The sequence below is a fragment of the Thermomonas mangrovi genome, from assembly GCF_028201335.1.
GTDB classification, from domain to species: Bacteria; Pseudomonadota; Gammaproteobacteria; order Xanthomonadales; family Xanthomonadaceae; genus Thermomonas; species Thermomonas mangrovi.
Genome location: NZ_JAPEVV010000012.1, coordinates 1 through 11,452 on the forward strand (window position 1 = coordinate 1; position 11,452 = coordinate 11,452).

At 57.2% G+C, this 11,452-nt stretch carries 12 protein-coding genes and 1 pseudogene; 12 read left to right on the plus strand and 1 reads right to left on the minus strand.

Annotation, left to right across the window (positions count from 1 at the left end; genetic code table 11):
- Positions 1-270 precede the first annotated feature (270 nt).
- The 12 genes from ON759_RS13730 to ON759_RS13785 all read left to right on the plus strand — a co-directional run bounded on the left by ON759_RS13730 (position 271) and on the right by ON759_RS13785 (position 10,198).
- Complete coding sequence (locus tag ON759_RS13730) at positions 271-525, plus strand: hypothetical protein (RefSeq protein WP_271680962.1); 255 nt, start codon at positions 271-273, stop codon at positions 523-525.
- A 1,579-nt stretch (positions 526-2,104) separates the two neighbouring features.
- Positions 2,105-2,521 carry a hypothetical protein gene (locus tag ON759_RS13735; protein ID WP_271680963.1) on the plus strand — a complete coding sequence of 139 codons (417 nt, stop codon included), beginning with the start codon at positions 2,105-2,107 and terminating at the stop codon, positions 2,519-2,521.
- A gap of 687 nt (positions 2,522-3,208) precedes the next feature.
- Entirely contained in the window at positions 3,209-3,445 is a 237-nt protein-coding gene (locus ON759_RS13740) for a zinc ribbon domain-containing protein (RefSeq protein WP_271680964.1), read from the plus strand.
- A 142-nt stretch (positions 3,446-3,587) separates the two neighbouring features.
- Positions 3,588-4,061, plus strand: a complete 474-nt coding sequence (locus ON759_RS13745) for a hypothetical protein (RefSeq protein ID WP_271680965.1) — start codon at positions 3,588-3,590, stop codon at positions 4,059-4,061.
- A 579-nt stretch (positions 4,062-4,640) separates the two neighbouring features.
- Positions 4,641-5,255, plus strand: coding sequence for a hypothetical protein (locus ON759_RS13750; RefSeq protein WP_271680966.1), 615 nt, complete (start codon positions 4,641-4,643; stop codon positions 5,253-5,255).
- Between the two features lie 1,059 nt (positions 5,256-6,314).
- Positions 6,315-6,569, plus strand: coding sequence for a hypothetical protein (locus ON759_RS13755; protein ID WP_271680967.1), 255 nt, complete (start codon positions 6,315-6,317; stop codon positions 6,567-6,569).
- 1,236 nt (positions 6,570-7,805) lie between these two features.
- Complete coding sequence (locus ON759_RS13760; RefSeq protein WP_271680968.1) at positions 7,806-8,117, plus strand: hypothetical protein; 312 nt, start codon at positions 7,806-7,808, stop codon at positions 8,115-8,117.
- Between the two features lie 121 nt (positions 8,118-8,238).
- Entirely contained in the window at positions 8,239-8,547 is a 309-nt protein-coding gene (locus tag ON759_RS13765; protein ID WP_271680969.1) for a hypothetical protein, read from the plus strand.
- A gap of 113 nt (positions 8,548-8,660) precedes the next feature.
- Positions 8,661-9,056 (plus strand): ACT domain-containing protein, encoded by a 396-nt coding sequence (locus ON759_RS13770; RefSeq protein WP_271680970.1) that lies wholly within the window; start codon positions 8,661-8,663, stop codon positions 9,054-9,056.
- Between the two features lie 179 nt (positions 9,057-9,235).
- Positions 9,236-9,463 carry a hypothetical protein gene (locus tag ON759_RS13775; RefSeq protein WP_271680971.1) on the plus strand — a complete coding sequence of 76 codons (228 nt, stop codon included), beginning with the start codon at positions 9,236-9,238 and terminating at the stop codon, positions 9,461-9,463.
- 136 nt (positions 9,464-9,599) lie between these two features.
- Positions 9,600-9,989 carry an organomercurial transporter MerC gene (gene merC, locus ON759_RS13780; protein WP_271680972.1) on the plus strand — a complete coding sequence of 130 codons (390 nt, stop codon included), beginning with the start codon at positions 9,600-9,602 and terminating at the stop codon, positions 9,987-9,989.
- On the plus strand, positions 9,977-10,198 hold the full coding sequence (locus ON759_RS13785) for a GDCCVxC domain-containing (seleno)protein (protein ID WP_271680973.1): 222 nt from the start codon (positions 9,977-9,979) through the stop codon (positions 10,196-10,198). The genes merC and ON759_RS13785 overlap by 13 nt, the downstream gene beginning before the upstream one ends.
- A 1,143-nt stretch (positions 10,199-11,341) precedes the next feature.
- Here ON759_RS13785 and ON759_RS14040 read toward each other — a convergent pair.
- Positions 11,342-11,452: pseudogene (locus tag ON759_RS14040) on the minus strand (IS30 family transposase); the annotation flags it as partial.

The window sequence follows — 11,452 nt, forward strand, 5'->3', positions numbered from 1 at the left end:
TTCGGTGAGCTGGTGGTACATGAGGGATCTTCTCTTGCCGGAGTGATCGCCTTCAGTCTGCCAGCTCACCGCCTCCTTCTCAGGCGTCGCAGGTGTTGCACTTACTTTGTTAACTTGCGTTGCCTAACAATTCGTTCAAGCCGAGTCCGCTTCGCGGCCTCGGCGCTGGCGCTAAGATTGTCCCAACGCCGCGGCCGCTCATCGGCCCGGCTTAACTCAGGTGTTAGGCGTCACATGGGGCAAGCAATCGCAAGAGGCTACAAGCTCGCTTTGCTCGTGCTGGCAATGCAGCTGGTGCTTTCCGTGAGCCTGCTATCGGACGCACTTGGCATCTTCGTGCTCTTGGCCATGCCTCTCTTCGCAGTCGCCTGGTTACCTGCCGGCCTGATGATCTGGCGGGGGAACCGCATTTCAGAGCGGCCGAGCCCAATCGGATACGTGATCGCCGGGGTCTGTGTGGTGGCTGGGGCAGCCAGCCTCTACATCCTCGTCAAATGGACGTTGCTGGGTCTTGCGGCCAAGTGACGCCTAACAATTCGTTCAAGCCGAGTCCGCTTCGCGGCCTCGGCGCTGGCGCTAAGATTGTCCCAACGCCGCGGCCGCTACGCTGCCCGGCTTAACTCAGGTGTTAGCTGGGGCCAGAGTTGGGTTCAGCACTTTGAGTTCAGTGACAAAGCCCAGGATCAAGGGCATTTCCTGCGTTGTGCATTTTTGCCAAGAGCAGATCACAACAGCTATCGCTAGAGCGGCTTGCCGGCCCGGACCAAGCGCCACCAGAATTGGCTCTGGTTGCAACCGGACAAAGAGCGATCAACGACTGGTCTCCCAGCTAACAATTCGTTCAAGCCGACGCCGCTTCGCGGCGTCGTGGTAGCTTTCCCGCACTCGCTGCTGTCCGCTTCGGCTACACCACGTTGCGGCGCGGCTTAACTCAGGTGTTAGGCATGCGCTTTCTCGTCCTCGCACTCGCAGTTTTTCTGGGTGCTTGCAGCGCCCCAGCGAACCAATCGTCTCAAGGTGCAGAGCCAAAACTCCCGCCTCCCCCGCCCGATGTCGGAAATGTTGCTGTATACAATTCTTGCTCTGCTGAGATCAGGCGCAATCTTTCCACCAAAGAGCAATGTCAGCTTCGTGTGCTGAGAACGCAGTGCAATGCCAAGTCAGACTGTTTGACCACCTGCATTTCAAGCCCAGATGGCTACAAAGTTGGCGGCGGCTGCTCTCACGTATGCGGCGCTCCGACCAGCACAGGTGAAATTCCTAAAAGTTTCTACGCTTGCAAGTGATCGCATGCCTAACAATTCGTTCAAGCCGAGCCCGCTTCGCGGTCTCGGCGCTGGCGCTATGATTGTCCCAACGCCGCGCCCGCTCAGCGGGCCGGCTTAACTCAGGTGTTAGCCAGCAGAAGAAGTGGTTCAGCGCCAAGAGCTTTTCCCTCGCCAAAGCGAAGAGCTTCCCTGCCCCATTCTCGCCCGCGCTCCGGCGTACCACGGACCCGCTACACCTTCGCGCGGTGACACATCTCTTGGCTTCAAGCCAAAGCCTCTCTTCCAAGCAACCGGCTAAAACAGCCGGCTTCAGCTGGCTAACAATTCATTCAAGCCGAGTCCGCTTCGCGGCCTCGGCGTCGGCGGTTATGATCGAGCCACCGCCGCGGCCGCTCATCGGCCCGGCTTAATTCAGGCGTTAGGCCGCAGCCATGAAACGCAGCGGTCGCCTGGGAACCAAAGACTGGCGCTAGAGCCACTTCTTCCAGATCGCATCTTGTTCTTGAAGGCCGCGCTCCGCTCCGGCCTTCATGTCGCTACGTTGTTCCAGCACATCGCGGGCCGCGTTAGCCTTCGGCAAACGCGCACCGGACAAGGCGTCTCGTATCGTCCGCAGGCGCGTTCGCCCCACCCTGCGGTTCGTCACGCGCCTGCGTACGTGTGAGATTTCACCGCCAAGCCCAGCAGTGACTCAGGCTATCGTTCAACAGCAGGCTGGTGCGGCCTAACAATTCGTTCAAGCCGAGCCCGCTTCGCGGCCTCGGCGCCGGCATCTATGATTGAACCACCGCCGTGGCCGCAAAGCGGCCCGGCTTAACTCAGGCGTTAGGTGCCGCTTGGAACTTGATCGCTCCTATCCATTCGACAAGTTCAAGCTTCCCGCTGGGGAGCAGGTTTTGTGGCATGCGTCCAACCCAACGTTCCACCGCGGCTATGACTACGGAATAGTTCTGACTACGCAAGCACTCTATCTGCGCGGTTGGGTGTTCAGTGTCGGTCGCGGTTGGCGGCGCATAGCCCTGCAAGACATCAAGCACGCATCGTTCAAGGATTCACGCTTCTTTCCATGCCTAGAGATTTCCCACGCCGCGGGCACTACAAGATTCCGCACCCCGCATGATTGGTACCAGGACGAGATGGACTTTGATCGAAGGAATCTGGTGCAAGCCGCATGCTTCATCAAGCAAATGCAGGCGGCACCTAACAATTCGTTCAAGCCGACACCGCTTCGCGGCGTCGGCAAAGCCTCGTAAGATCGTGGCCTTGCCGCCGCCGCAAATCGGCGCGGCTTAACTCAGGCGTTAGCTGGGGCCAGAGTTGGGTTCAGCACTTTGAGTTCAGTGACAAAGCCCAGAATCAAGGGCACTTCCTGCGTTGTGCATTTTTGCCAAGAGCAGATCACAACAGCTATCGCTAGAGCGGCTTGCCGGCCCGGACCAAGCGCCACCAGAATTGGCTCTGGTTGCAACCGAACAAAGAGCGATCAACGACTGGTCTCCCAGCTAACAATTCGTTCAAGCCGACGCCGCTTCGCGGCGTCGTGGTAGCTTTCCCGCATTCGCTGTTGTCCGCTTCGGCTACATCACGTTGCGGCGCGGCTTAACTCAGGTGTTAGCTGGGGCCAGAGTTGGGTTCAGCACTTTGAGTTCAGTGGCAAAAGCTCACAAGGGCATTTCCTGCGTTGTGAACTTGCGCCAGGAGCAGATCACAACAGCTATCGCTAGAGCGGCTTGCCGGTCCGGACCAAGCGCCACCAGAATTGGCTTTGGTTGCAACCGGACAAAGAGCGATCAACGGCTGGTCTCCCAGCTAACAAGTCGTTCAAGCCGACGCCGCTTCGCGGCGTCGTGGTAGCTTTCTCGCATTCGCTGCTGTCCGCTTCGGCTACTCCACGTTGCGGCGCGGCTCAACTCAGGTGTTAGATTGCAAAGGGCAAAGCCATGTCGCATCCGAATGATCGTCCCCTGCCAGACTCGGCAAAGAGCTGCCCAAAGTGTGGCGCTTACGGCAAGGAACAAGGCGAGTTTCGTGCAGCTGGTGGCTTCTGGTCGTCGTTCTTCGACTACAGCAACAAGCGCTTTCGCTACTTGTCTTGCAAGAAGTGCGGCTACACCGAGTTCTACAACTCATCCATCTCCGGAACTTCCAAGTTCTTTGATTTCTTGGCCGGCGGTTGAAGCAGCAATCTAACAATTCGTTCAAGCCGAGTCCGCTTCGCGGCCTCGGCGCTGGCGCTAAGATTGTCCCAACGCCGCGGCCGCTCATCGGCCCGGCTTAACTCAGGTGTTAGACCGCGCAAGAATGATCGTAGGGGGCGAGATGCAGTGGAAAAAAGCCACACCGGGCAGCGTCAATCCAAACCTACCAGATGACACTGAGATCGTCGCCAATCTTTGGTACATAATCGACCATCAAGGCTTCATTTATAGCTTGCGCGTCATGTGCTACGCCGCAACTGGCACTGACCAAGAGAAGCTCGCATTTCTAGCCAGCCGAGCCTATCTGGACTTCCTTGTTGCCCGTCCATTCCCCGTTCCAGAGCGCTACGGTACAACCTTCGTTGGCGACGGCGGGGAACGGACAAAGTACGCCGTGATTCACCATGACAGCACTGCCGCAATCGGCGGCGTGGATCAGTTGTTCTTTGACGCTTTGGACACAATGCAATCTGACTTACCTGCGCAAACTAAGCTTCAGATTCCCGAGAGCCCATTGATCAAGGTGACCGCGTTGCATGGTGGCCAGGATGGCGTTATCACACCAGTTGACGCACTTTCAGGCAGCGCGGTCTAACAATTCGTTCAAGCCGAGTCCGCTTCGCGGCCTCGGCGCCGGCGCTATGATTGAACCATCGCCGCGCCCGCTCAGCGGGCCGGCTTAACTCAGGCGTTAGGCCATGCACTACCTAGCCATCGCAATTCTGATCGCGATTCTTCAAACTGGTTGCGCCACAAAGCCGCCTTCCGATCGAAGCGATGCCTACGTTGAGAGCTGCAAAGAAAAAGGCGGCCGACTTATTCAGTACACCGAGCTGTCACAGGGCTGCGAGTGGCCTACCAATGACGCCGGAAAGACCTGCACAGACAAAGCGCAATGTGACGGATATTGCGTGCCTAACACCAAGACCCCCCAGATCATCAGTCAAGCAAATTCCGGGACATGCTCTAGAACGCGCACAGACCGGGATTTTCCCAACTGCGCCTATCATCTTGTCAAAGGACGCGTGACTAGCACTGGTTGCATTGACTAGTGGGAGCTTGGCCTAACAATTCGTTCAAGCCGAGTCCGCTTCGCGGCCTCGGCGCTGGCGCTCAGGATTGAACCATCGCCGCGTCCGCTCAGCGGCCCGGCTTAACTCAGGTGTTAGGTTGCATGAAGATCACGTCGCTAATCCTGCTGCTGACGCTATCTTTAACTTCCTGCGCCAGCAGTAGATCGCGCGATCTTCAACTAGTGGCCAGCCCTGTTTGCGCAGAGACAGAAGAACTGAAGATTTGCGCACGTGTTCCTAACTTGAAAGGACAGAAATCCGAGAATTCGTTCGCAGCTATGCGCGCGCCTCTGAACGGCAGAATATTTGCGCCGTGGTCCATATGGAACAACGATGCTTGGAACTCGTTGGTCGTGGTGGTGATAGATCGACCATTTACAGGCGATAAAAGTGATATTGATGACCTGACTCAATGGGCTGATCTTTGGGATCAACGAGCATATGACCGTGCTCTTAAATCAGGGTCGGACAAGTTGAACACGCCGCACCCTCTTGATATCGGCTCACACACATCAGCCAATGGAGTCAAATGGCTAACGGCCCAACGCAGATTCAGGAAGCTCTCGATTCCCTACGTTGAGTACTCCACCATCTATACAGTCCCAGTTGCGAACAACTCAAAGTTGCTCCAGGTCACTTTTACCTGCACAAGACCAAGCCATATCTGCGACCTCGAAAAGCCCATGATTGATTCAATCTCATGGGACACCCCGTAGTGCAACCTAACAATTCGTTCAAGCCGAGTCCGCTTCGCGGCCTCGGCGCTGGCGCTAAGATTGTCCCAACGCCGCGGCCGCTGCGCTGCCCGGCTTAACTCAGGTGTTAGCTGGTGCCAGAGTTGGGTTCAGCACTTTGAGTTCAGTGACAAAGCCCAGGATCAAGGGCATTTCCTGCGCTGTGCATTTTTGCCAAGAGCAGTTGCCATCTGCTTTCGCTAAAGCGGCTTGCCGGCCCGGACCAAGCGCCACCAGAATTGGCCTTGGTTGCAACCGCACAAAGAGCGATCAACGGCTGGTCTCCCAGCTAACAATTCGTTCAAGCCGAGTCCGCTTCGCGGCCTCGGCGCTGGCGCTATGATCGTCCCATCGCCGCGGCCGCTACGCTGCCCGGCTTAACTCAGGTGTTAGCTGGGGCCAGAGTTGGGTTCTGCACTTTGAGTTCAGTGACAAAGCCCAGGATCAAGGGCATTTCCTGCGTTGTGAATTTTTGCCAAGAGCAGATCACAACAGCTATCGCTAGAGCGGCTTGCCGGCCCGGACCAAGCGCCAGCAGAATTGGCTCTGGTTGCAACCGGACAAAGAGCGATCAACGGCTGGTCTCCCAGCTAACAATTCGTTCAAGCCGACGCCGCTTCGCGGCGTCGTGGTAGCTTTCCCGCATTCGCTGCTGTCCGCTTCGGCTGCACCACGTTGCGGCGCGGCTTAACTCAGGTGTTAGCCCTGCAGAGAAAGATCATCTGCAAAGAGCCCAGCAAGAGCTTCCCTGTCCCGCTCTCGCCCAGGGCTCCGGCCATAACTCGGGGGTTATGGCCTGCGCCTGGTGAGAGTTGTTGGGTGTGGAAGTTCCACACTGTCACCCAAGGTTCTGGCGTGCATCTTTGGCTCAGTCCACAAAAGCGGGTCTGCGGGCTAACAATTCGTTCAAGCCGAGTCCGCTTCGCGGCCTCGGCGCTAGCGCTATGATCGTGCCATCGCCGCGGCCGCTGCGCTGCCCGGCTTAACTCAGGTGTTAGGCGTCACATGGGGCAAGCAATCGCAAGAGGCTACAAGCTCGCTTTGCTCGTGCTGGCAATGCAGCTGGTGCTTTCGGTGGGCCTGCTATCGGACGCACTTGGCATCTTCGTGCTCTTGGCCATGCCTCTCGTCGCAGTCGCCTGGCTACCTGCCGGCCTGATGATCTGGCGGGAGAACCGCATTTCAGAGCGGCCGAGCCCAATCGGATACGTGATCGCCGGGGTCTGTGTGGCGGCTGGAGCGGCCAGCCTCTACATCCTCGTCAAATGGACGTTGCTGGGTCTTGCGGCCAAGTGACGCCTAACAATTCGTTCAAGCCGAGTCCGCTTCGCGGCCTCGGCGCTGGCGCTAAGATTGTCCCAACGCCGCGGCCGCTACGCTGCCCGGCTTAACTCAGGTGTTAGCCCTGCAGAGCCATAACATCGGCAAAGAGCCCAGCAAGAGCTTGCCTGCTCCACTCTTGCCCAGGCTCCGGCCATAACTCGGGGGTTATGGCCTGCGCCTGGTGAGAGTTGTTGAGGGTGGAAGTTCCACACGGGCACCAGACGTTCTGGCGGGCATCTTCGGCCCAGTCCACAAAAGCAGGTCTGCGGGCTAACAATTCGTTCAAGCCGAGTCCGCTTCGCGGCCTCGGCGCTGGCGCTAAGATTGTCCCAACGCCGCGGCCGCTACGCTGCCCGGCTTAACTCAGGTGTTAGCCCTGCAGAGAAAGATCATCTGCAAAGAGCCCAGCAAGGGCTTCCCTGCCCCACTCTCGCCCAGCCTCCGGCCATAACTCGGGGGTTATGGCCTGCGCCTGGTGATGCTTGTTGAGTGTGGAGGTTCCACAAGGGGCACCAGAAGTTCTGACAAGCACCTTTGGCTCAGTCCACAAAAGCAGGTCTGCGGGCTAACAATTCGTTCAAGCCGAGTCCGCTTCGCGGCCTCGGCGCTGGCGCTATGATCGTCCCATCGCCGCGGCCGCTACGCTGCCCGGCTTAACTCAGGTGTTAGACATGTGCAAAAAGTTTCTCGCTGTTCTGTGCTTCGTCTTCATCACAACAGCGCTGTCAGCCTGCGCTACAACTTCACCAAGCTCATCGATCGATCCAATAGTGCTGCCGGAGAAGGCTGAGCCGAAATTCGACACTGCCTCCTATGACTCTCTTCCTGGCAACACAAAAATGGTTGTGCGCCTGTCCTATCGAGAAGTGGAACAACAGTTAAAGACCAGATTCCCTACCCTCTCAACCAGCAGAATTCATTCAAGCCTTTCATTTGTCCAAGAAGAGGCCATTCTTTCCAGTGGCAAGCCTTACCGACGGATGTGGCTATCTTTTGTGGACGGAACTGAGCCGGGCCCACACGGACCCAATAGCCAAAACATCTACGTGTGGCTATGGCCATCCGGTGATATCGCAGACGTTTATGTCTCACCTGTTCTTTACCCCTTGTAGAGCACATGTCTAACAATTCGTTCAAGCCGAGCCCGCTTCGCGGTCTCGGACGTGACCGGGTCGCATCGGGCGGGCCGGCTTAACTCAGGCGTTAGGCATGCCAAAGAGTCTGTCTTTCGCAACGCCCGTGTTCTCCGCGCTTGTTGCCATTACGCTTCTTGGTTGCGCCCGAGAAACGCCAAGAGCCGTGACGTACGCGCAAGCAGTTCAAATCAGTCGCGACGTTGCACAGAAGAGCGGATATGACCTGCGCAAGTATGCACTCGACACATTCGGCGATCCTGCTGCGGACAAGGAAAAGTGGCTGATCGTCTACCACTGCAGTCCGCTTCCATCCAATCCAGATTGCAGCTTCCTAGTCGCCGTCGACCGCAAAACTGGTGTCGCGGAGATCGTTCCAAGTGGCTAGTCGGCATGCCTAACAATTCGTTCAAGCCGAGCCCGCTTCGCGGTCTCGGCGCTGGCGCTTATGATTGAACCATCGCCGCGCCCGCTCCGCGTGCCGGCTTAACTCAGGCGTTAGGCCTCACATGCCACAGATCTCGGTCACCCAAAGATTCCCGGTTCTTGAACGAGTGATCGCAGGCGCATACGGACCAGGCGCGCTCTCCACTTCAAGAAATCAAGGGGAGATTTGGCGGGCGATTGAAGAATCTCTTGATGCGCCGAGTCTTCGGAAACTGCTTTTGGAACTTGAAGCACTGAAGACGCTGACGGATCAAGAAATCATGCATGTTTACGCGCGCAACTCCGCCTATGACTTTCAGGTACCAAGTGACGCACGAAAATTCTTTGAGTTCTTCACACGCTGGATTCAAGGTGCTATCCGTGAGGCCTAACAATTCGTTCAAGCCGAGTCCGCTTCGCGGCCTCGGCGCTGGCGCTATGATCGTCCCATCGCCGCGGCCGCTCATCGGCCCGGCTTAACTCAGGTGTTAGGCAGCGAACAGCAGTGATTCGTGACCTTCCACAGTTGCTCGCAAGCATCGAGCCTTCACTCAATCCAGGCACCTATGCGTTTGTCGTTGCGCCCGTTGATTACCAAATTCCACCGGATCAGATCATCGCTTCTGTTCGCGAGCCGGAAGGCCAGTCCCTCGTCATTCCAGAGCAACTCGCACATGAGTGTGGTTTGCCGGTCACCTACTCCGCAGCTTGGATCACGCTTACAGTCCACTCGGACCTTGCCGCTGTTGGCTTGACCGCCGCATTTGCTGGCGCGCTCGGCCAAGCTGGCATCAGCTGCAATGTCATCGCTGGCGTCCATCACGATCATTTGTTCGTGCCCGCTCACCAAGCGCAGCAGGCCATGGCTGTGCTGTTTGACCTGCAAAGAGCCGCTGCCTAACAATTCGTTCAAGCCGAGACCGCTGCGCGGCCTCGGCAAAGTCCCGTAGGATTGTGACTCTGCCGTGGCCGCGCAGCGGTCCGGCTTAACTCAGGCGTTAGGTGCGCACAAAGTGGCTTCATCGTCGCCACACATTCCGGCCTTATGGTGATCACCTCTTGGCACCTCGGAGTGAGGACATGTTCAAGGAAATGGGATTGTTCTATCGGCCGGCGTCGTTGACAGGCTGGGCTGCCACTGGTCTTGCCCTCGCCTTCTGCGCGCACATCATCTTCTTCTTTGCCAGCCACACCCACTCGGTCACGGACATGTTGTATGGAATGTTTCCGTTCGTGGCGCCCACGCTTCTCGGTCTCTACGTGTTAGCCATGCGAACAGCCCAGTCGTCCGAGCGAGTGCGCACCTAACAATTCGTTCAAGCCGAGACCGCTTCGCGGCCTCGGCAGAGCGTCGTAACATGATTACTCTGCCGGGGCCGCAAAGCGGCCCGGCTTAACTCAGGCGTTATGCGCCGCTACAGTCCAAAGTCAATTGAGGAGAAGTATGAAAGTCACTCGGGTACTCGATAAAACCAGTAGCTTCGGTGCATTAGTAGCAGCAATGTCCTGCGCTGGCTGTTTCCCAGCCCTGGGCTCCCTAGGTGCAGCACTAGGCTTGGGATTTCTCTCCCAGTACGAGGGCTTCATGTTTCGCAAGCTCATTCCAGGACTTGCAGTGCTTGCGCTGCTCGTCAATGCGTGGGGTTGGTATCGGCACCGCCATCTAGGTCGCGGCCTACTTTCTGTAGCTGGTCCCATTGCGTTGCTGGCGGCATTGTTCGTCTTCTGGAGCCAAGACTGGAGCATCTATCTGTTCTACGCTGGGATTACGCTGATGCTTGCCACATCCATTCTTGATCTGCTTCGTCCGGTGAAGCCGCAATGTCGAGCGTAGAACTACTTTCCGTAGTGACCTGCCCAAAATGCGGCGCAGCCTCGCAAGAGACCATGCCAACCACCGCGTGCCAGTGGTTCTATGAATGCACGACATGCCATGAAGTGCTTAAGCCTCTGCCCGGTGACTGTTGCGTGTACTGCTCGTACGGAACGGTCAAGTGTCCGCCTATCCAGCAGGGTAGTTCTTGCTGTCGCGGCGGCGCATAACAATTCGTTCAAGCCGAGACCGCTTCGCGGCCTCGGCGGCGTGCCGCAAATTGTCACACCGCCGTGGCCGCAAATCGGTCCGGCTTAACTCAGGCGTTAGCTGGGGCCAGAGTTGGGTTCAGCACTTTGAGTTCAGTGACAAAGCCCAGGATCAAGGGCATTTCCTGCGTTGTGAATTTTTGCCAAGAGCAGATCACAACAGCTATCGCTAGAGCGGCTTGCCGGCCCGGACCAAGCGCCACCAGAATTGGCTCTGGTTGCAACCGGACAAGGAGCGATCAACGGCTGGTCTCCCAGCTAACAATTCGTTCAAGCCGACGCCGCTTCGCGGCGTCGTGGTAGCTTTCCCGCATTCGCTGTTGTCCGCTTCGGCTACACCACGTTGCGGCGCGGCTTAACTCAGGTGTTAGACATGTGCAAAAAGTTTCTCGCTGTTCTGTGCTTCGTCTTCATCACAACAGCGCTGTCAGCCTGCGCTACAACTTCACTAAGCTCATCGATCGATCCAATAGTGCTGCCGGAGAAGGCTGAGCCGAAATTCGACACTGCCTCCTATGACTCTCTTCCTGGCAACACAAAAATGGTTGTGCGCCTGTCCTATCGAGAAGTGGAACAACAGTTAAAGACCAGATTCCCTACCCTCTCAACCAGCAGAATTCATTCAAGCCTTTCATTTGTCCAAGAAGAGGCCATTCTTTCCAGTGGCAAGCCTTACCGACGGATGTGGCTATCTTTTGTGGACGGAACTGAGCCGGGCCCACACGGACCCAATAGCCAAAACATCTACGTGTGGCTATGGCCATCCGGTGATATCGCAGACGTTTATGTCTCACCTGTTCTTTACCCCTTGTAGAGCACATGTCTAACAATTCGTTCAAGCCGAGCCCGCTTCGCGGTCTCGGACCGACCGGAACCGCATCGGGCGGGCCGGCTTAACTCAGGCGTTAGCCCTGCAGAGCCATAACATCGGCAAAGAGCCCAACAAGAGCTTCCCTGCCCCACTCTCGCCCAGGCTCCGGCCATAACTCGGGGGTTATGGCCTGCACCTGGTGAGCGTTGTTGAGTGTGGAAGTTCCACACGGCCACCAGCGGTTCTAGCAGGCGTCTTCAGCTCAGCCCACAAAAGCAGGTCTGCGGGGTGAATTAACACTCCAAGTGCAACACCCCTGAGAGTTGTTGCATGCGCTGGATCGGCGTCTGGAAGCCATAGCGTTTTCTCGGTCGTGAGTTGAGTTTAGCGGCCACTTGGTCGCA

What these genes read in the sequence shown, in the direction of transcription:
- ON759_RS13740 (WP_271680964.1), top strand. Translation starts at nt 3,209, where the DNA reads ATGTCGCATCCGAATGATCGTCCCCTGCCAGACTCGGCAAAGAGCTGC.
- ON759_RS13745 (WP_271680965.1), top strand. Translation starts at nt 3,588, where the DNA reads ATGCAGTGGAAAAAAGCCACACCGGGCAGCGTCAATCCAAACCTACCA.
- ON759_RS13750 (WP_271680966.1), top strand. Translation starts at nt 4,641, where the DNA reads ATGAAGATCACGTCGCTAATCCTGCTGCTGACGCTATCTTTAACTTCC.
- ON759_RS13760 (WP_271680968.1), top strand. Translation starts at nt 7,806, where the DNA reads ATGCCAAAGAGTCTGTCTTTCGCAACGCCCGTGTTCTCCGCGCTTGTT.
- ON759_RS13765 (WP_271680969.1), top strand. Translation starts at nt 8,239, where the DNA reads ATGCCACAGATCTCGGTCACCCAAAGATTCCCGGTTCTTGAACGAGTG.
- ON759_RS13775 (WP_271680971.1), top strand. Translation starts at nt 9,236, where the DNA reads ATGTTCAAGGAAATGGGATTGTTCTATCGGCCGGCGTCGTTGACAGGC.
- merC (WP_271680972.1), top strand. Translation starts at nt 9,600, where the DNA reads ATGAAAGTCACTCGGGTACTCGATAAAACCAGTAGCTTCGGTGCATTA.
- ON759_RS13785 (WP_271680973.1), top strand. Translation starts at nt 9,977, where the DNA reads ATGTCGAGCGTAGAACTACTTTCCGTAGTGACCTGCCCAAAATGCGGC.